The organism is Stagnihabitans tardus, from assembly GCF_009925085.1.
GTDB lineage: Bacteria > Pseudomonadota > Alphaproteobacteria > Rhodobacterales > Rhodobacteraceae > Stagnihabitans > Stagnihabitans tardus.
Genome location: NZ_JAABNR010000007.1, coordinates 50702 through 70673, shown reverse-complemented (window position 1 = coordinate 70673; position 19972 = coordinate 50702). Strand labels below are relative to the sequence as shown.

The following is a 19972-nucleotide window of genomic DNA, read 5'->3' as shown; positions in this document are numbered from 1 at the left end:
AGGGGCGACCCAAAGCCCCCCCGCTGTCTCAGGATCGGCGCACCAGCGACCGCTGCACCAGCATGGCGATGATGATGATGGCGCCCTGGATGGCTCCGATCAGGTATTCGCTGATGAAGTTGGACAGGAGCATGATGTTGCCCACCAGCTCCAGGATGAAGGCGCCGCAGATCGTGCCCCAGACCCGGCTGGAGCCGCCCTTCAGCGCCGTGCCGCCGATGACGACGGCGGTGATGGCCTGAAGCTCCCACAGGATGCCGGTCGTGGCCGAGGTCGAGCCCAGACGCGGCACGTAAAGCACGACGGCGATGGCGACGCAGACACCCTGGATGACGAAGGCCGTGGTCCGCACCCGGTCGACCTTGATGCCGGAATAGCGCGCCACGCTGGGGTTCGAGCCCACGGCGACCACATGGCGGCCATAGCGCATCCGGTAAAGCACGAAGGCCGCGACCGAGGTGACGCCCAGGACCACCAGGATCGGCACCGGCAGGCCCGCGACCTCGCCGAAATAGGCGGGTCGGTAAAGCTCTTGCTGCTCGGCCGATTGCAGCGTGATGGCGCCGCCCTGGGAGAGCCAGGTCGTCAGGCCGCGGTAGATGCCCATGGTGCCCAGGGTGGCGATGAAGGGCTCGATCTTGCCCAGGGTGGTGATCAAGCCGTTGGCGAGGCCACAAAGCGCCCCCATGACCAGGGCCAGCGCCATGGCGGCGGCGATCATCATCCCGGGGTCGGCAATGACATTGGTGTTCATGAACAGGATCATGACGCTGGCGACGAAGGCCACCATGGAGCCCACGGAAAGGTCAAGGTCTCCGGACGAGATCACAAATGTCGCCCCCACGGCGATCAAGGCGATAAAGGCGCTGCGGGTGGCGACATTGGCCAGGTTGTTCAGCCCGATGAAATTGGGGTTCACCAGTGCGCCGAGCAAGAGCAACAGCGCCAGCGCCACGAAGGGCGCCACGGCGCGCAGGTCGATCTCTTGCCAGCGCGATTTGACCTCGACCTCTTGGTTCACATCCGTCCCCATCTATGCCACCGCCTTCTGCTTCAACCCGGCCGAATAGCGCATGATTTCCTGTTCACTGATTTCATCCCCCTCAAGGACGCCCACGATCCGCCCCGCCCGCATCACAACGACACGCGTGCAAAGCCCGATGATCTCGGGCATCTCCGACGAGACCACGATGATCGAGCATCCCTCGCGCGCCAGCGCCGCGATGAAGTGGTAGATCTGCTGCTTGGTGCCGACATCGATGCCCCGCGTGGGCTCGTCGATGATCAGCACATGGGGCGCGACCTCCATGACCTTGGCAAGGAGCAGCTTTTGCTGGTTGCCCCCCGACATGCGCCCGGCCTGAACGCGCGCATCCCGGACCCGGATGTCAAAGCGCCGTCGGGCGCGCTCCAGCGCGCGGGCCATGCTCTTCGGGCTGAGGTATCCCCAGGCGCCGTGCTGATCCAGCGACTGCAAGGTCAGGTTGGCGGTCATGTCGGCGCCCAGAAGCAGGCCCTTGTGCTTGCGATCCTTGGTCATATAGGCCAGCCCCGCCGCCGTCGTGGCCTGGACATCGCCGGGCGGCATCAGGGCCTGGCCGATGCGGACCTCTCCGCTGCGCGGCCCGAGGCCCGCGATGGCCTCCATGAGTTCCGTGCGGCCCGAGCCGATCATGCCGGAGAAGCCCAGGATCTCGCCGCGACGCAGGTCGAAATGGGCGTCCCGCACATGGGCCGTGGTCAGGCCGGTGACGGTCAGGACCCGGGCCTCGTCGACATTGGGCTCGGTCTTTTGCGGATAAAGGCTGGAAAGCTCGCGCCCCACCATCAGTTGCGCGATGGATTCGCCGTCAAGGCTCGAGGTCGGCGCGGTCTTGATCCATTGCCCGTCGCGCAGGACCGTGACGCGGTCCGAGAGCGCGATGACCTCGTCCAGCTTGTGCGAGACGAAGACAAAGCTCGTCCCCCGGTCGCGCAGCATCCGCACCTGGGCAAAAAGCGCCGCCGATTCGCTTTGCGACAGGACGGCGGTCGGCTCGTCCATGAAGACAATGCGGGCGTTGCGGCTGATGGCCTTGGCGATTTCCACCATCTGCTTGTCGGCCACCGACAGCGCGCCGATCACCGCGGTTTCACTGATCTTGCAGCCCAAAAGGTCCAGCACCCGCCGCGTCTCGGCCCGCATGTGCTTGCGGTCGAGCAGGCCATGCCGGGTAACCTCGCGGCCAAGGAACAGGCTTTCGGTGACGGTCAAGTGTTCGGCCAGGTTGAATTCCTGGTGGATGACGACGATGCCAAGCGCCTCGGCCGCGCCATTGGGCGGCAGACGCACGGGCTTTCCGTCCAGGAGGATGCTGCCCGAGGAGGGTTGCTCGAAGCCCGAGAGGATCTTGACCAGGGTGGATTTCCCCGCCCCGTTCTCGCCCATCAAGGCATGGATCTCGCCCCGGCGCAGCTCGAAATCGACGCTGAACAGGACCTGCACCCCGTTGAAGGACTTGGCGATCCTCTGGGCAGACAGGACAGTATCGGACGGCGGCAGGGCACCGTCGCTCACAGGCGTGGACACCATGTAACTCCCCCTCGCGGCTCCTCTCCGCCCCCTTGATGTAAACCTTTGCATTTCTCATGTAAAGGTTTACATTTACGCCAGAGCGCATCTCCTTTGCACCGGGCCCAAGGCCGCGCTATTGCTGGATCATCAAGCAGAGGCCAGCGCCCGTGTCGAATTCTCCCGCCACCATCGAAGACGTTGCCCGCATCGCCGAGGTCTCGATCGCCACGGTCTCGCGCGCCATCCACCTGCCCGAGAAGGTGGCGGTCTCGACAAGGTTGAAGGTGGCCCATGCCATCGCCCTGACCGGCTATACGCCCAATGCCAATGCCCGCAGCCTGCGGCTGGGCAAGTCGAACATGATCCTGGTCGTGGCGCCCGACATCGGCGACCCGAATTTCTCCTCGATCCTGGTGGGGCTGGAGAACGAGGCCCGGGCCCATGGTTACGGCGTGCTGATCGGCCATACCCAGAACGACGCCCAGCGCGGCGTCGAGTATCTGAAGTTCTTCTCCTCGAACCAGGCGGCGGGGATGATCCTCTTCACCGGGATCCTGCCCTTTGGCCATCAGACCATGACCGCCCGCCTGCCCCCCACGGTGGGCGTCTTTGAACCCGTCTTCAACGGCGGCATTCCTTACGTCGGCGTCGATGACCTGGAGGGCGCGCGCAAGGCGGTGGAGCTTCTGATCGCCGAGGGTCACCGCAGGATCGCCTTCATCGGCGATGCGAGGAACCGCCTGGCCTATGTCCGGCGCCGCATGGGCTGCGAGGCGGGCTTGGATGCGGCGGGCATCCCCGAGGCCAGCCGCATCGTCCTGGACGGCGACGGCACGATCGAAAGCGGGCGGCTGGCGGTGGATCAGCTTTTCCTGCGCGACACATTGCCCACGGCCTTCATGTGCGTGAACGACCAGACGGCCATCGGCGTCATGCTGGGGCTGACCGCGCGGGGCTATGACATCCCGCGCGATTTCTCGGTGACGGGCTTCGACGACGTGCCCCAGGCCGCCTTCATGCAGCCCGGGCTGACGACGATCCGCCAGCCGCGCGGGCTGATCGGGAAACACGCGATGCAACTGCTGCTGCAGCTCCTCTCGGACACGGAGCCCGCCCAGACCGAGATCCTCTTGCGCCCCGATGTCGTGGTGCGCAACTCGGTCGGGCCGCCCCGGCGCCTCTAGGCGCCGCGCCTAGAGGAAGAAGATATTCGCCGCCGTCACATCCATCCAGTTGACGCCAACCAGGGTGATGCTGTCGGCACCAAAGGCGATGATGGTCTCATCCGGCCCGCCGGAAATGTCCAGATCGGTGAAGTCGTCCAGCCCGCCCGCCGCCGTTCCGACAAAACGGATCACATCGGCGCCGAGCGTGTAGCCGGTGATCCGGTCATCGCCCCAGCCGGTGCCAAAGTCGAAAAATGCCGTGGCAAAGGTCGAATCCAGCGTCGACAGGATCACATCGTCGCCCGCATCGCCAAGGACCGTCACATGCGACCCCGGCAGGACCGATCCCGGCACCTCGACCGAAAGGGTCAGAACGTCGTTGCCCTCGCCCAGAAGGACATTCAGCCCCCCTGCCCCCGAGGCCACCACAGTCGCGGTCACCAGGTCATCCCCCTTGCCGCCCGAGACCTGGCCTGCCAGGGCCGTGACCTCGACCGTGTCGTTCCCGTCCCCGCCCGCGACGCCCAGCGCGCCAAGGGACATGGCATCGACGATGATCGCATCATTGTCCGCACCGGCCAGGACCTCGACCACGGCGCTTGACCCGGTCAGCGTGATGACATCGTTGCCCGCTCCGCCCAGGGCCAGGCCCTGGCCCGAGAGGGCGCCCAGGTCCAGGGTCAAGTGGTCATTGCCCGCCCCGCCCGTGGCCGTGAGCGTTCCGCCCTGCCCGGCGATCGAGATGACATCCTCGCCGTCCCCCCCCTCCACGGTCACTTGCGACAGGCCCGAGCCGGTCGTGGTCAGGTCGGCGAAGTCGTCGCCCGTCCCCAAAAGCACCGAGCCCTGGTCCAGGAGACCCAGCACCCGGTCCTTGCCGCCGCCCGCCTCGACACTCAGCGCGCTGGACTGCAAGAGCGTCAGGCGGTCGTTGCCCTCCCCCGCCAGCAGGGTCTGGACGCGCTGGCTGTCGGTGGTCTGGGTGAAGACATCGGCCTTGGAGGTCAGGATCAGCCTGTTGGCTATCCCGATCAGGTCCCCGGCCGCGCCGCGCGTCCCGACGATCCCGCTGCTGCCCGCGACCAGCGTCACCGGGCTGAGCGTGAGGCCATAGTCGATGGTGGTCCGGTCCACGCCCGCGATGGTCTCGGCCCCGATGCCGGGCTGGAAATGGAAGCCCGCAAAAGCGGCAAAGAAGGACATGGAGGCAGAGCCCCCGATGACCGTGACGTCACCGCCAAGGAAATGCAGCTCCTCGATGCCCTGGAACGTGTCGCCCTGCGCCGCGTCAAGGCCGGCACCCGGGTTGCGCAAGTTCAGGACCAGGCCGGGTTCGTTGTAAAAGACGCCGTCCCTGGAACTGTTGCCGATGAAGCTGTCGCGCCCTTCACCGCCATCGAAGAGCGTGACCATGGTTCCGCCGATCAGCGTGTCGTTGCCCGTGCCGCCGAAAAGCATGTCGGTGAAAGACCCGAAACCGTCATCGCCGCCCAAGAGCAGGTCGTTGCCCTCGTTGCCGAGCAAGGTGTCGCTGCCCGCCCCGCCCGAGAGCGTCTCGTTGCTGAACCACCCCAGGAGCCGGTCGTTGCCCTCACCGCCAGCGGCCACCTTGATCGTCCCGCCCAAGGTGATCTTGTCGTTGAAGCCACTGCCCTCGACGGCCTCGATCGAGATCCAGACATCGGCCCGCGCCTCGTCCGAGCTGGGGCCGACACCGGTCATGTCCAGCAGGATCGCGGCCTGGGCCGTGGCGAAAGAGGCCGTATCGATGCCCGCGCCGCCATCCAGCGTATCGGTTCCCGCGCCACCGCACAGCGTGTCATTGCCGGAATTGCCCATCAGAAGGTCATTGCCGCCCTCGCCGAACATCAGGTCATTGCCCGCACCGCCCTGGACATTCTCCGCCATGAGGCTGCCGCGCAGGATGTCGTCGAACGCGGTCAATTGCAGCCTTTCGATGGATTGCAGCACATCTCCCGCCGCATCTCCGGTCGAAAGGCCCGGGATGGTCAGGTCCAGGGTGATGGCCGCAAGGCTTGCGGCATAGGTGACGAGGTCATTGCCCGACTGGCCAAAGAGGAAATCCTCTCCCGCGCCGCCCTGGAGCGTGTCATCGCCCGAGCCGCCATAAAGGATATCGTCGCCAGCGGCGCCCATGATGAGGTCGTTGCCGTCGAAGCCATAGACGACATCGTCTCCGGCCAGGGCCAGGACCGTGTCACCGGCGAGGGTTCCGGTCAGGATTTCGGGATTGGCGGTTCCGGTGATCAGGGGCATGGCAATCTCTTTGGCAAAGGCTGTGCGCCAGGTTTGGCAATATGCGGGCTTTGGCCAGTCTAGCAGATCATGCGGCCCCTGCACCCTCTTTCGCAGGTCGGGGGAGGGCGGCAAAGCGACGAAGCCCGCACCGTGGCACAGGCAAAGGCTTTGATTGCGATCGGGGAAAGTGGCAGCCCGTAGGGGAGTCGAACCCCTCTTACCTGGTTGAAAACCAGGTGTCCTAACCGATAGACGAACGGGCCACGCTGTCGGTGGCGGCTATCTAGCCAAAGCGTGATCCGGTGGCAAGGGGCTTTTTGCGGCAAAATCTGCGGCCCTGGTCGAGGGCGGGCTTGGCAGGGCGAAAGCCTGCGCCATATCCTTTCCAAGACCCCGCAATCGCCCTGCGACAGGGCATCGATGAAGGCCATGCCATGATGCATCCCAACCGCCGGGCGGTTCTTGGCGCCCCGCCCCTGATCCTGAGCCTGATCCTGACGGGAGCCCTGCCGATGTTCGCCCAACCCCTCTCGGGACCCGCGCCGCGATGGTCTTTGCCCTCGATCGAGGGGGGTGTGATTTCCTCCAGCGATTTCAAAGGCAAAGCCCTGCTGCTTGTCAACAGCGCCTCGCTTTGCGGCTATACGCCGCAATATACCGGACTTCAGGCCTTGCAGGACAAATGGGGGGACCGGGGGCTGGTCGTCCTGGCCGTGCCCTCGGATGACTTCAACCAGGAAAAGGACAGCAATGGCGCCGTAAAGGAGTTTTGCGAGCTGACCTTCGGCCTGAGCCTGCCCATGGCCGAGATCTCGCATGTGACGGGGCCCGAGGCTGCCGGGCCCTATCCGTGGCTCGCTCAAGAGCTGGGCTTCGTGCCGCGCTGGAACTTCAACAAGGTGCTCTTCGACGGGGAGGGGAGGGTCATCGGCACCTGGGGCTCTGGCGCCGAGCCCTTGGGCGGCGAGATCGAGGCGGCGGTCTCAGCCGCGCTGTCGTGACAGAGCCGCGCGAGGCGAGGTCCGGCGAGAAGGCCGACGAGGAAGCGGGTCATCTGCATGGCCCTGACCGTCGACCCGGACCTGCCTGGCGATGATGGTCAGGGAATCGGCGGGGCGGCGATACAGGCGTTCGGAAGGTCGATGCCGCCGGGCCGCGCCAGCACCGCCAGGCCGCAGGCGAGGATCGCGGCCAGGCGCGGGGAAAGACCGTCATGGCCGCTTTGACCTCTTGGGGGGGGTAAGCGCAGGCCCCGGGCCCTAGCCGATGAGCGCATTGGCCGGCGTCATGTGCCAGGGCGGCAAGCCAAACCGTGCTCGCGAGGTTCGGGGCAAGCGCGCCCACGACGCGAGGAGGATGGCGGCCTGCATCGGCCCGAGCCGGGTCGCGGCGGGCGCAGGCGCAGGGTCAGAAGGAAAGAGCGCCCGACGAGGCGGGCCCGGCGCGGCAGGAGGCTCATGCGGCGAGGCTCGCCGCGGCGGTGGGCAAGGCCAGGGGAGGGTTTGCGCCGACTGCGTTGCCCCCCGGGCCGATAGCGTCGCTCTGGATCGGCGCAGGGCGACGTCTGGAGCGCGATGGCCGGTCACAGCCTGGCCTCAGGGGGGCGCCCCCCCCGAGAGTAATTGGTCGAATGTGAAGGCAGGCGGGAGACCGCGCGCCACAGGGCTTGGGGGGCCTTGTGGGCGATGAGGGTCTGGGCCTTTGGCAGGTGGGTGTCGCCACTCTGACTTGGATGCATTCGGGCGGCTCATCCGCGGGCCAGTCCTCCGAGGGGGGGCCGGGAGCGCGCCCGGGGGATCTGAACACGCGATTGACACGGATTTCACGGGGGCGCGGCCGTCAGTTGATGGTCTTGTCGCGTGTCGCGCGCGCCCCGGGGCCTTCGGCCTTGGCGTCTGGCCTCTTGCGCGGGCGCCTTAACCCTGCGGACTGCGCCGTTCGGGCGCGCTGGGCTGAGCCGCCTGGGCTGCACCGGGATGGAAGGTCGCTCTGCCCCGGCCTGCGCGCTTGGAGGCGTAAAGCGCCTCGTCGGCGTCCTGCTCCATCTGGGTGATGTCGGTCACATGATAGGCCGTGGAGGTCGTGATGCCGATAGAGGCGGAGATGCGGCAGGTCTTGCCCTCGAAAGGGATGGGGCGGGAGAGGACTTCGATGACCCGGCGGGCGATCGCATCCAGGCGGCCCGGATCGACCAGATCAGGAAAGACCGCAACGAATTCGTCGCCACCGACGCGGGCCACCGTATCCTCGGCCCGGGTCTCTTGCATCAAAAGCTCGGCCACGCGGCGCAGCACATGGTCCCCCGCCGCATGGCCCATCGTGTCGTTGACCTCTTTGAAGAAGTCGAGGTCGATATGCATCAGGCCAAAGGGCGCCGTCCCGCGCGAGAGCCGCTCCAGCGCCTGGGCGAGGGCGCGGCGGTTGCGCAGGCCGGTCAGCGTATCGGTCATGGCCTGCGCCTCGGCCATCTGCTTGTCGCCCTGCAGCCGCATGGCCGAACCGCGCAGGGCATCCATCGCGGCGGTGTTCGCCTCGACCAGGTACATCATTTCCAGCGCCAGGTCGGTGGGGGCGAAATCATTGTCGGTCAGGCCATATTGCCGGATGGCATCGACCACACCCAGGCCGAAGGAGAGATTGACCACCAGGCCCGAGCGGTCGGCCAGGGGAATGGCCATGCCGCGGAAGGGAATGGGGCGCAGGCCGGGGCTGCGGAATTCGGGCCGCAGCGTCAGGCGCAGGCGCAGGCCGGAATGGGACATGAGATCCTCGACCCCGGTCAGGGCGGAGGAGCGGCGCAGGTCGAAAAGCGTGAAGAAAGAACGCCCCACGACGGGTTGCGGCAAGAGACGCGCCAGGGTCGGGCCCAGCGCCATGATGCGCCCGCCCGAATCCAGCCGCAGGTTCAAGGGCATGAGGTGATCCAGGGCCTCGGTCGTCAGGGGCAGGATCGCGCGCGACAGGGGCTTGTTCATGCGGTCAACCCAAAGCTGAAGGGCCGCGCGGCATAGTGTTCGAGGTCGGCGATCTGGATCGAGATGACATCGGCGCCCCCCTCTTGCCCCAGATGGTCCAGCAGGACCAGCGCGCCGTAGTCATCGGCCATCGCCCGCAAAAGCCCCATGATGACATGGCCCGCCCCCCGGATCGGCGAGTGGCAGGTCAGCCGGAAGGCCCCGGCGCCGAGATCGGTCAGGACCAGGAAGGGCAGGTCGAGCTCGGGCAGGACGAGCCTGCCGCGATCGGGCATCTCTTCGATCGAGGCGAGGAAGTCGCAGAAATTCGCCCCCGAAAAGCGCAAGAGCCGCCGGACCGTGGCCTGGCGTTCATGGGCGACGAGATAGGTCCCCAGATCCTCCATCAGTGAATCGCGCGGGCGGTGCAGATGGGCCGAAGAGGCATCGACCAGCTTGTCGAGCGCCGCATCGTCATAGGTCAGCATGGCTTCAAACCCGGCGAAGGGCAAAGCCAGTTCGGCGGCCACGGTTTCCCAGGCCTCGACCCCCCAGGTGTCGATCAGGAAGAATTGGAAAGATCGGTTGATCAAGCCCAGCATCGCGCCCTCGTTTGAGGCAGACTAGGGGCAGGAGGTTAAGGACCGCTGAAAACCTCTGACCGGATCCAGGCAGCTGCGCGGGATTTTATCAATCCCGCAAGGGTGCAACCTGTGGTTGCGACAGGGCCGAAGGGGCCCGACCGCGCCGGGGAGCGGGGGCGGTGCGGATTGGCGCAGGGTTCACGCTACGGTTGGCGGGGTCAGGGGTTCAGCGTCAGGCCCTTCGCTTCCGGCAGGGCCAGTTGGTTGCGGGCGATGGGCTCGATGGGCGGACCTTCGGAGGGCGGCAGGGCCAGGAGCGCGGCGATCAGGGCCGCATTGGCCTCAGGATCGTAAAGCGTGCCGTCCTGGGTGAAATAGCGATCCTGGACCGTGCCAGAATCGAAGGAAAACCCCAGGGGGGAGCCATAGCCGTCGCCATCGGTGAGAAGCATCGCCTCCGGTCCCGGCAGGGCGGGCAGCAGATCGGCAAAGGCCAGGACACAGGCCCCTTTCGGCGGCGCGCAGTGGCGCTGAAGCGTCTGTGCCTGGTCATCGGACAGGAACGGCAGCATGCGGTCGCGCAGCGCCCTTGTCTCTGGCGTGTCGGGGCGCAGCGGCAGAACCTCGGCCAGCTTCGGGCGCGGGTCGGGCTCGGGCTGGGGCGCGAGGCCCCGGGCCTCGAGCGCGGTGCGGGCCGCCTTCCCCGCCAGGCCCCAGTCGGAAAGCCGCTCGAGGTCTTCCGGCGCGCCCTGCCCCGCCTCGATCCGCGCGGACTGCGAGGCCGAGGCGATGGCCTCGGGGTTCAGGAGGGTCAGCCAGAGGATGGCGACGGCCACCTGTCCCAGGGCCAGGACCAGGTTGACCTGGCGGATGCGCGCCATCCAGTCGCGCCGCGCGAGGACGGCGAGATAGGCAAGGCCATAGGCCAGAAGCACGGCGGTCACCGTGGCGGCCATCAGCCGGTCGGGCGTCCAGCCGTAATCGGCGACCCTCTGCCCCAGGGCCCAGGCCGCGAGCCCCGCAGGCACGACGGCCAGCCCCGCCAAGGCCCGCGTCGCCCCGCGCATGGGGGCGGCCTCGGCATCCTCTTCGTCCAGCGCCGAGGTGACCAGCGTCACGGCCAAGCCCGCCAGGAGCATCAGCGTCGTCCCGGCCGAGAGATTGCCGAAAAGCCCGGTCAGGCCGCGGAAGGGCAGGATGGCCAGGAAAAGCGCCATGACCGCCAGGACCAGGGGGAGCAAGAGCCTGAGAAGCCGCAGAAAGAGGCGGGGCGAGAGGGCGGGGGCGATCTCGTCCACCACCGAGGTGGCAAGGCCGAGCGCGGCTCCGGTGATGACAAAGGGCGCGGGGTCGCTTTGGAGGAGCCAGTGCAGGCCCTCGAACTTGGCCAGATGCAGGATCTCGTCCGACAGGTAAAGCGTCAGCCACAAAAGCCCGGTGAAGAGAAACGCCAGGAGCGCGCGGGCGACGATCGACCAGCTTTCGCGGAAAAGCCCGGGGTAGTCGCGCCAGCCCTCGGGCGAGGTTGCGGTGATCAGGAAGGGCCAGGGCAAGGTGACCAAAAGGATCAGCGCGGCGGTGGGCAGGGCGGAGGAAAACAGCTCCTCGGGCGCGGCAAAGCGCAGGGCGGCGAGGGAGAGGAGCCCGGACAGGATGAGCGCCAGGCCCCCCGCGCGCAGGCTGGCACGGCGCAGGCCCAGGGGCCCGGTCAGGACCATGAGGCCCAGCGAGAGGCCCAGGGTGAAGGTCAAGGCCGCGAAGGCCAGGCGGGGCGGCAGGGCCTCGGTCGCGGTCCATTCGGCAAGGGCGTAAAGGCACAGGCCAAGGCTGGCGCCGATCAGGGTCATGAGGCTGCGCTGCGGCATCGGGGGCTCCTTTGGGAGCAGCCTAGGCGAGGATGCTGGCTTTGGGAAGATCGGGGGGGGAAGATCGGGGGGGCTGCTCGCCCCCCCGAGCCCCCCTCGCACAAGGGGGCCTTGGCCCCCTTGTGAAACCCCCTTCTGAAAACAAGTTCTTCAATCCCTTTCGCGCCAATGGCCTCCGAAGCGCGTCATGACCCGAAGCGAAATCCACCACCCCGTCCCGAAAATGCCCCTTTGCCCCTTTCAACTTGGTCCAAATACCCAAGGCGGGTCTGCAAAGGCGTTGCCGGGTGGTTTCGTGGCTGGTTCAGAAAACCGGCATGATGGCTCCCCTTGGGACATGGATGCGGGGCAAAGCCACTTGCCGCGCCAAGGCTGAGGCAAAACACGCTCCAAGAGCCCTGCCCCCCAAGGCGCAGCCCCCCTTGGCCCCTTTCACACTGACTCAAACATCCACGGGGTTTCCAAAGGGGAGCGTGCTCCCCTTTGGGCAGGGGGCTCGGGGGGCGGCAGCCCCCCGCTTCGGGCGACGCCGTCAGGCGGCGCAAACCCTCTTCAGAAGTCGGTCGTCAGAAGTCGGTCGGCGCCCCGCCCTCTTGCTTGCGCTTGGCCACGAAGCGTTTCAGCTCTTCCTGGTGGTCGCCGTTCATCGCCGGGGCCTCGAATTCGGCGATGATCGCCTTGTAGATCTTGTGGGCCCGCTCGGCCGTCCATTGCGCGCCGTCCAGGTTCCAGGCCTCGTAATTACGCCAATCCGACACGATGGGGGCGTAAAAGGCGGTCTGGTAGCGCGCCTGGGTATGGGCCACGCCGAAATAGTGACCCGAGGGGCCGACCTCCTTGATGGCATCGAAAGCCAGGTCCTCTTCCGTCGTGGCGAAGGTCGCCTCTTCGAAATAGCGCTGGATCATCTGCAGGACCTCGCAGTCCATGACGAATTTCTCAGGGCTTGCGATGAGCCCGCCCTCGAGCCAGCCGGCCGCGTGATAGACCATGTTCGTGCGGCTTTGGACGGCGGCCCAGAGGGAGTTCGAGGTCTCCCACATGGCCTGGCCGTCCGGCACATTGGCCGCGCAGACGCCGGAGGAGCGCATGGGCAGCTTGTAATGGCGGACCAGCTGGCCGGTCATCTGGGTGGCGCGCATGTATTCCGGCGTGCCGAAGGCGGGGGCGCCGGACTTCATGTCGACATTGGAGGTGAAGGTGCCGATCGCCACCGGGCAGCCCGGGGCGATGTATTGCAACAGCGCAATCGCGGCCAGCGCCTCGGCCAGAGACAGGGCGACGGCGCCCGAGAGCGTGACCGGGGCCATGGCGCCGGCCAGGGTGAAGGGCGTCACCACCACGGGCTGCCCGCGCCGGGCGAGCCGCATGGCGCCGTCCAGCATCGGGAAGTCATGCTTCAGGGGCGAGACCGAGTTGATGTTGGTATACATCCGGGGCCGCGCCTGGAATTCCTCTTCCGAGAGGCCCCCCGCGATCTTGACCATCTCCATCACGTCTTCCACCCGCTCGGCACCCAAGCTGTAGGCATGGACGACCTTGTCCGTCAGGGTCAGCTTCTCATAGAGGCAATCGAGGTGACGGACCGAGGGGTGGATGTCGATGGGCTCCACCGGATAGCCGCCGGCAAAGTGGATGCAATTGAAATACTGCGTCAACTTGATGAATTCGCGGAAGGATTCCATCGTGCCGGGGCGCTTGCCGCGCTCCAGGTCCCAGGAATTGGGCGGAGAGGACACGTTCCCGAAGAGCATGTACTTGCCGCCCATGATCAGCTCGCGCTCGGGGTTGCGCGGCGTCATGGTGAAGGTCTCGGGCGCACGCGCCAGCATCTCCATGACGAAATCCTCGTCCATGCGGACATTGGTTCCCGTGATCTTGCAGCCGGCCTGGCGCATGATCTCCAGCGCCTCGGGGTTGAGGAATTCGATGCCGATGTCGCGCAGGATGCGCATCGTGGCGCGGTGGACGGCCTGGACGCCGTCCTCGTCCAGGGGCTCTGTCGGGCGGTCGGGGTTCACGGGCAGACGCCAGGGCATCTGGTCGATGGCCGCAGAACCCGCGCGCTCTTTGTTGCCCGCCCTGCCCCCGGCGCGACGCCGCTTGGTGGCCTCTTCGGTCATGCCCAACCCTCCGTTCACTCCGCCAATCCGGCGTTGGGGCAAGATGACCCAAAGGCGCGCGCCGCGCTTACTCCGTTACCGACAAGGAATCGTCGTTTTTGCGATGCGCCCGGCCCTAGGCCCGGGCGGAGGGGTCGAAAACCTCGCCCAGAAGCCCATAGACCCGGGCGGTATGGGCGGGATGCTGGCGCGCCTTGGCCTTGAGAAAGGTCAGGTATTGCGCGAAATCGCGGCGTTGTCGGGCCAGGCGATAGAGGGCAAGCTCGTCCAGCTCTCCGGTCAGGACCAGGTCGACGACCATGCCCAGGGCGCCGATGTTCAAGAGCATCCGCGGCACGCCATGCGAGAAATAGGGCAAGGCGATGCGGTGGATATTGCCCCCCTGGAAACGGCCCGCATGCCATTTGTCGGTCCGCTCCATCCGGTCATAGAGGATGAAGACCTCGGCCCCCTTGCAGCCCGTCACCGCGTCGCCATGGGGCCCCGAGTGGTCCCAGTCGAAGCTCGCCGGAAAGCGGGTCTCGCGCCGGGGGCCCACGAAGCGATAGGTGGCCTGCGGGGCCAGGGCGACGACCCGGGCCGCGCCCAGGAGATCGGCATAGGTCAGGGCCGCAAAGCCGCCCATCGACATGCCATAGGTGACGACTTCGCCGTATTGTGCCAGGAAGGGACGCAGGGCGGCGAAGGCCGCCGCAAGATCGGGCTTGGAATACCAGTGGCACTGCTTGGGCTTGACCGCCAGGATCGAGGCCCCGCGCTTGAGAAAAGGCGCCACGCCCCAGCCCTGGCGATAGCGCTGCGGGCGCTCTTTCGGCAGGCGGGCATCCTCGAAGGTCACGACCAGGCGGTCGAAGCCGAAGTGATGCAGCTCGAAGAAATGGTCCGAGGTCTCGAAATGCAGGTTCTGTGCGACCTGGGTCTCAAAGGGGATCAGGGCGGCCAGGTCGCTCATCTGGCGTCCAGCCAGGCGCCAAGGCCCGCGATGGTGTCCAGCACCACTTCGGCATGGGGGGAGAGCTTTTCGCGCGGGGCGGGGCCGGTCAGGACGCCCACGGGGACCATGCCCGCCCGCCGCGCGGCCTCGAGGTCATGCAGACTGTCGCCCACCATGGCGATCTGGCCGGGGGGCAGGCCCATGGCCTCGGCAAAGGCCAGGAGCTGACCCGGCGCGGGCTTGCCGCCATGGCCCGAATCGCAGCCGAGGACGAGGTCGAAGAGGTCGAGCACCCCCGCCCCCGCCAGATGCGCCCGGGCCGGCGCCTCGGTGTCGTTGGTGGCGAGCCCCAGCCGCAGGCCGCGCGCGCGCAGCTCGCCCAGGACCAAGGGCAGATCGACCGCCGGCACCATGGGCGCGGCCTTGCCCACCTCCTCCATCAGCGCCACGACCTGGGGATAGGGCAGCGTCACATGGGCGGCGATCACCGTGGCGATCTCTTCCATGGTCGAGGCGATGACGACCGAATCCGGTTCGAAATCCATGGCTTGCGGGTCGAAGCCCAGGGCCTGGGCCAGGGGGCCCGTGGTCACGGGCGCCAGCCGGTCGAGCATCGATTTCGTCCAGCCGCCCCAGCTTTGGCGGAAGTCAAACAGCGTGCCGTCCTTGTCGAAGAGAACCGCCCTGATCACGTCCAGTGCCATGTTTCCCCTCCCGGCAAGACCGCCCGCGCCGCTTGCGGGGCGAGGTAACTCAACCCCATCGCATCGCAAAAGGCCATGACCAAGTCATCCGAGGTCATCAGGTGGTCGAGAATGGCACCCAGGATCGCGGGGTCCGAGGCCCGCGTCATCAGCTCGCGCGGGGAGAGACCGCTGGCGCCCAGGAAGCCCGTTAACCTTTCGGGATCCCCCGCCAGCCACTCCAACGCCTGCGCGCCCAGGGTTTCGGCGGCTTCCCGCCCATAAACCGGGGGTTTTCCGGGGTTTTTCATCAGACACCTCAAGATTTCACGATTTCTTTAGCCGTTCGGAAAGGATTTGTTAACGACTTGGATACCATCTTGTTCCATCGCTGTTCATCAATGGACCGTTTGGCAGAATGCTCGGCAAGATCCTCATCGTAGACGATGTCGCGACGAATCGCATCGTCTTCAAGGTCAAGCTCGCGGCGGCGGGCTATCAGGCGGTGATGGCCTCCAGCGGGGTCGAGGCTTTGCGCCTCGCCCGGGTCGAGCGGCCGGATATCATCCTCCTCGACCTCTTCTTGCAGGACATGACCGGGATCGATGTGCTTCAGGCGCTGAAGGCGGGGCCGGTGACGGCGCGGATTCCGGTGGTCATGGTCTCTTCCGATGCCGATTCTGCCCTGCGGATCGAGGCTTTGCGCCAGGGGGCCGAGGATTTCATGGCGCGGCCCATCGACGACCAGCGGCTCTTGGCGCGGCTGCGGGGGATCTTGCGGTCCAATGATGCGCTGTCGGGCGGCGGAGAGCTTCAGGCGCTTGGCCTGGCCGAACCCAGCGCGGGCTTCGTGACGCCGGGACTGGTGGGCCTGATCATGCCGCGCAACGAACAGGCGCTGCATCTGCGGCGCGAGTTGCAGGTGAGGGGCGAGGACCGTTTCCAGCTGGTGACGCCGGAACAGGTCTATGGGCTGATGGGTCCCAAGGCGCCGGATGTCTTCCTGATCCATTCCGATCTTTACGGCCCCGGCTCGGGCCTGCGGATGATGTCCGACCTTCTGTCGCGCAGCGACAGCCGGATGGCGAATTTCTGCATCTGGCTCGATGGCCCCAACCCGCTTGAGGCGGCCAGCGCCTTCGACCTTGGCGCCAATGACGTGGTCGAGGCGGGGATGGACCTGGACGAGGTCGCCCTGCGGCTGAACAAGCTGGTGCAAAGGAAGCGCGAGCGCGACCGGATGCGGGCCACGGTGAACAACGGACTGCGTTTGGCGATGTTCGACCCGCTGACCGGGATCCACAACCGGCGTTACGCGACGATCCACCTGAATGCGGTGGCCGAAAGGGCCAGGGCCGAGCGCGAGGAATTCGCGGTCATGGTGCTGGACATCGACCGCTTCAAGTCGGTGAACGACCGTTACGGCCATGCGGCGGGCGATGCGGTGCTGGTCGAGGTCGCGGCCCGGCTCTCGGCCAATCTGCGCGGCTCCGATATCCTGGCGCGGATCGGGGGCGAGGAGTTCCTGGCCGTCCTGCCCGGGACCGAGCTTGCCACCGCCCAGGGCGTGGCCGAGCGGCTCTGCCGCGCCATCGAGAGCGAGCCGATCCGTCTGCCGGATGGGGGGCGGATCCATGTGACGATCTCGATCGGGATGACGACGGGGGGGGCGGGGCCCTCCGATCCGGCCTCGGTGGCGGAGCTGGTCGACCAGGCCGACCGCGCGCTGATGCATTCCAAGACCCATGGCCGCAACCAGGTGACCATCGTCCGCTCTGCCGCCTGAGGGCCCTGCCGACTGCCACGCTGCGCCGGGGCGAGGGCCCGGGCCCCGCCGACTGCGGGGTCGGTGTCATGGCGCGGGGCGGCCTGCGCCGCGCCGTGGACCCGGGGCTCTGCCGACTGGAGGGAGGGAATCAGGGCCCCGGGGATGGGCCCTGCCGACTGGGAGACGGGTTGGGCGGCAAGGTCTCCCCGAGGGGGAGCGAAGTCGCGGATGGCGCTCGGACCCGACGGGGAAGGCAAGACGGCATCGAAGCGGGCCCGGTCTGGATGCGTCTGCCCCCGGGGTCGGGGTGCTGCGCGGGCGGGTCAAGGCGAGGCAAACCTTGGCCCGAGGAGAGACCCCGGGGGCAGTTCGAGACGAGGCGGGGGCCGGGGGCCGGGAGCTCCTGCCAAAGGCGGATCCCCCGGCAGGCGCGCAGGCGCATTGCGGTCAGTCGCCAAGGCCTTGCGCGCGCCCGGCTGGGCCAAGCCGCATGTTCCAAGGATACAATACGGGGAGGCATCCCTGCGGTCGGCAGGGCTGAGGCCAGGTCCAAGGATACCTCACGTCAGTCGGTAGAGCCAGCCCCACAGTTGGCAGAGCCCAGGTCCGGCCCAAGATCACCGCCCTGCCAGTCGGGAGAGCGAGCCCCACAGTCGGCAGGGCCCAGGCCCGACCCAAAAGCACCGCCCTGCCAGTCGGCGGTGCCTACCCCACGGTTGGCAGGGCCCAGGCCCGGCCCAAAAGCACCACGCGCCCAGTCGGCAGGGCCCAACCCCGGCCCAAAGCCACCGCCCTGCCAGTCGGCAGGACCAGCCCGCAGGGCCCCGCCGCCTCAGTCCTTCCCCTGGCCCCCGCGCTTGGCCCGCGCCTCAAGCCTTTCGGCAAAGGCGGCGCGGTCCTTGGGGCTCAGGCCTGCGAGGTAGTCGCCGATCACCTCCGAGCCGATGCGCAGCCGCGCCGTCAGGTGCTCTTGCTGCGTCGCAAGCGCGGCCTTCAGCGCGGTCGCGTCGAAGGGCTCGGCCCGCAAGGCCGCTGCCACCGCCGCGAGATCCCCCGCCATCTGCCCGCGCGCCGCCCTCAGATCCCCGGCCCGCGCCCGCACCGCATCGCGCAGCGCCATGCGATCCTCAGGCCGGAAGGCCTCGTCGAACATGCCAAAGCCCAGGTCGCGCCCGTCGCGCATCCCCGGAGGCCCCTTGACCCAGGCCCCCACCGCCAGCCCCGCCACCAGAAGGTTCAGCGCCAGCGAGCCGTAAAGCAGCCAGTTCCGCGCCCGCGCCTTGGGTTTCGGCGGCACACCAGGGGTCTCCGGCGCCTGGGGATGGGTCGTCTCGGTCATCTCACTCTCCCGCCAGAAGGCTCAGGTCAGAGGGCAAGAGCTCCAGCGAAGCCGTGCTCGTGCCCGTCAGGTATTCGGTCACCGGCGACAGGGCCGTGGGCTGGGCCACCCCGATCCAGAGGCCCGAGGCCGCAGCCAGGCTCAGGCCCGCAAGGCCCCTGCCCCCCCCCAAACCGCCGCCCAGCACGTCGGCCAGGATCATCCCCCAGCCCCGGGCGGGACGCGGAGGCGCAGCCACCGCCATGGGGCGCGGCTGCTCGCGCCGCGCATCCGCCTCGATCCGCGCCAGAAGCGCCGCCGAGGGCAGGGGACCGCGCTCCGCAGCCTTTGCGAAAAGCCCGTCAAGGTCCAGATCGTCTTGCATCACGCCTCTTCCTCTTCTTCGCCTTCATAGCCCAATTCCGCCTTGCGCCCCGCAAGGATCGCGCCCAGGGCTCGCTTGCCCCGCGCGGTCAGGCTCTCGACCGCCTCGACGCCAAGCTCCATCACGGCGCCAATCTCGGGGTTCGAGAGCCCCTCGATATGGCGCAGGATCACGGCCTGGCGCTGCCGGTCGGGCAACTGGCCCAGGGCCTCTTCCAGGGCCGTCACCCGGTCGGCCTCGATCAGCCCCGCTTCGGCCGAACGCCCGCCCGATGCCACCTCGGGCGCGTCCTCCAGCGCCACGGCGCCACGCCGCACCCGCGCCCGACGCAGGTCGGTGCAAAGGTTCGTCACCACGCGGTAAAGCCAGGTCGAGACCTGGGCCTCGCCGCGCCGCCAGTCGGGCGCGATCTTCCACAGCCGCAGCATGGCCTCTTGCGTCACATCCTCGGCCTCGGCCCGGTCGGACAGGAGCCTTGCCGCATAGCCCAGGGCCCTTGGCGCCAGGCGGGCGGTCAGAAGACGCGCCGCATCCGGGTCGCCATTGGCATAGAGCACCAGAAGGCTCTCGTCCGAAACCTGGTCCAAAGTGTCGCGTGGCATCTGCATCCGTCGGGATTAGCCCTGAAGGGCTGCTGCGGCAAGCGGGTCGCGCGCTGCCCCGGGGACGGAGCGGGGCAGCGCGCGGGCCCTTTGGGTGGCTCAGTTGCCCCCCTCGGGCATCTCGTCGCCCATCATGCCGCCCTTGTGGTGGCCGTGGCGGCCCTTGCCGCCGCGCGGCCCATGGTCGCCGCGCATGGCCTGCATCTCGGCCTGGTCGATGGCGCCGTCCTTGTTGGCATCCAGCATCTCGAAGCCCGGCATCGGCGCCGCAACCAGCTCTTCGGCCGAAAGCTTGCCGTCCTTGTCGGTGTCCTGCCGCGCGATCATCCGCTCGGCCATCGCCTTGGCCCGGGTCTCGGCCTCCTTCATCCGCGCGGCCACCAGTTCATCGACCGAGAGCTTTCCGTCCTTGTCGGCATCGACCGAGACCAGCCGGGACGTGCGCCAAGCCTCGAACTCGGCCTGGGTCACCTTGCCATCCTTGTCGGCATCGGCCCCCATCATGCCGGCTCCCATGTTGTCCGCCACCGAGGCGGTGGCAAAGAGGGCTGCGGCCAGGGCGATCACCGAAAGGCCAAGGGTCTTGTGCGTCATCTTCATCTTGTTCTCCTGTCCGGGCGTCTTGCCCGATCCGATGCCAGAGATACGCCCCGGCCCGGGCTTTCCGTCGCAGTTCCCTTCACGAAATCGTCACCCCTCCCCCGCGACACTAGGGCGCGGGCGGCGGGGGGTTTCCCAGCCCGCCCCATGGCGCTAGGTTGGACGCATAAAGGAACC

Annotated in this window: 17 protein-coding genes and 1 tRNA gene; 3 read left to right on the top strand and 15 right to left on the bottom strand. The window is 67.5% G+C overall.

Annotation, left to right across the window (positions count from 1 at the left end; all coding sequences use genetic code 11):
• Positions 1–28 precede the first annotated feature (28 nt).
• A complete protein-coding gene (locus GV832_RS08975) occupies positions 29–1033 on the bottom strand; it encodes an ABC transporter permease (protein ID WP_168774516.1) in 1005 nt (334 codons plus the stop codon).
• Positions 1034–2572 (bottom strand): sugar ABC transporter ATP-binding protein, encoded by a 1539-nt coding sequence (locus tag GV832_RS08970; RefSeq protein WP_168774515.1) that lies wholly within the window; start codon positions 2570–2572, stop codon positions 1034–1036. It abuts the gene before it with no gap.
• A 149-nt stretch (positions 2573–2721) separates the two neighbouring features.
• Between GV832_RS08970 and GV832_RS08965 the strand changes: the two genes are divergently transcribed.
• A complete protein-coding gene (locus GV832_RS08965) occupies positions 2722–3738 on the top strand; it encodes a LacI family DNA-binding transcriptional regulator (RefSeq protein ID WP_168774514.1) in 1017 nt (338 codons plus the stop codon).
• A 9-nt stretch (positions 3739–3747) separates the two neighbouring features.
• Here GV832_RS08965 and GV832_RS08960 read toward each other — a convergent pair whose 3' ends face one another.
• Together GV832_RS08960 and GV832_RS08955 are read right to left on the bottom strand one after the other, a co-directional pair.
• Positions 3748–5997: a beta strand repeat-containing protein gene (locus GV832_RS08960; protein WP_168774513.1), complete on the bottom strand. Its 2250-nt coding sequence runs from the start codon at positions 5995–5997 to the stop codon at positions 3748–3750.
• A gap of 170 nt (positions 5998–6167) precedes the next feature.
• Positions 6168–6242, bottom strand: a tRNA-Glu gene (locus GV832_RS08955).
• 171 nt (positions 6243–6413) lie between these two features.
• Between GV832_RS08955 and GV832_RS08950 the strand changes: the two genes are divergently transcribed.
• Complete coding sequence (locus tag GV832_RS08950) at positions 6414–6980, top strand: glutathione peroxidase (protein ID WP_227754325.1); 567 nt, start codon at positions 6414–6416, stop codon at positions 6978–6980.
• Between the two features lie 915 nt (positions 6981–7895).
• Here the strand turns inward: GV832_RS08950 and GV832_RS08945 are convergent.
• From GV832_RS08945 to GV832_RS08915, 7 genes are all read right to left on the bottom strand, one after another.
• Positions 7896–8954 (bottom strand): GGDEF domain-containing protein, encoded by a 1059-nt coding sequence (locus tag GV832_RS08945; RefSeq protein WP_168774512.1) that lies wholly within the window; start codon positions 8952–8954, stop codon positions 7896–7898.
• Positions 8951–9535 carry a heme NO-binding domain-containing protein gene (locus tag GV832_RS08940; protein ID WP_168774511.1) on the bottom strand — a complete coding sequence of 195 codons (585 nt, stop codon included), beginning with the start codon at positions 9533–9535 and terminating at the stop codon, positions 8951–8953. The genes GV832_RS08945 and GV832_RS08940 overlap by 4 nt, the downstream gene beginning before the upstream one ends.
• Before the next feature lie 200 nt (positions 9536–9735).
• Positions 9736–11382, bottom strand: coding sequence for a DUF4153 domain-containing protein (locus tag GV832_RS08935; RefSeq protein ID WP_168774510.1), 1647 nt, complete (start codon positions 11380–11382; stop codon positions 9736–9738).
• A gap of 566 nt (positions 11383–11948) precedes the next feature.
• Positions 11949–13505, bottom strand: a complete 1557-nt coding sequence (locus GV832_RS08930; RefSeq protein ID WP_168774509.1) for a trimethylamine methyltransferase family protein — start codon at positions 13503–13505, stop codon at positions 11949–11951.
• A 115-nt stretch (positions 13506–13620) separates the two neighbouring features.
• On the bottom strand, positions 13621–14457 hold the full coding sequence (locus GV832_RS08925) for a sugar phosphate isomerase family (protein ID WP_168774508.1): 837 nt from the start codon (positions 14455–14457) through the stop codon (positions 13621–13623).
• Positions 14454–15143, bottom strand: coding sequence for an HAD family hydrolase (locus GV832_RS08920; protein WP_168774507.1), 690 nt, complete (start codon positions 15141–15143; stop codon positions 14454–14456). Before GV832_RS08920 ends, GV832_RS08925 begins: the two co-directional genes overlap by 4 nt.
• Positions 15128–15433: a DUF3572 domain-containing protein gene (locus GV832_RS08915; protein ID WP_168774506.1), complete on the bottom strand. Its 306-nt coding sequence runs from the start codon at positions 15431–15433 to the stop codon at positions 15128–15130. Before GV832_RS08915 ends, GV832_RS08920 begins: the two co-directional genes overlap by 16 nt.
• A gap of 107 nt (positions 15434–15540) precedes the next feature.
• On the opposite strand from GV832_RS08915, the gene GV832_RS08910 reads away from it, so the two are divergent.
• Positions 15541–16908, top strand: coding sequence for a diguanylate cyclase (locus GV832_RS08910; protein WP_168774505.1), 1368 nt, complete (start codon positions 15541–15543; stop codon positions 16906–16908).
• 814 nt (positions 16909–17722) lie between these two features.
• On the opposite strand, the gene GV832_RS08905 is transcribed toward GV832_RS08910, so the two are convergent.
• The 4 genes from GV832_RS08905 to GV832_RS08890 form a co-directional block, all read right to left on the bottom strand.
• Positions 17723–18229 carry a periplasmic heavy metal sensor gene (locus tag GV832_RS08905; RefSeq protein ID WP_168774504.1) on the bottom strand — a complete coding sequence of 169 codons (507 nt, stop codon included), beginning with the start codon at positions 18227–18229 and terminating at the stop codon, positions 17723–17725.
• Between the two features lies 1 nt (position 18230).
• A complete protein-coding gene (locus GV832_RS08900; RefSeq protein WP_168774503.1) occupies positions 18231–18593 on the bottom strand; it encodes a dihydroorotate dehydrogenase in 363 nt (120 codons plus the stop codon).
• Entirely contained in the window at positions 18593–19201 is a 609-nt protein-coding gene (locus tag GV832_RS08895; RefSeq protein WP_168774502.1) for an RNA polymerase sigma factor, read from the bottom strand. Before GV832_RS08895 ends, GV832_RS08900 begins: the two co-directional genes overlap by 1 nt.
• Positions 19202–19294: 93 nt before the next feature.
• On the bottom strand, positions 19295–19795 hold the full coding sequence (locus GV832_RS08890; RefSeq protein ID WP_168774501.1) for an EF-hand domain-containing protein: 501 nt from the start codon (positions 19793–19795) through the stop codon (positions 19295–19297).
• Positions 19796–19972: the final 177 nt, after the last annotated feature.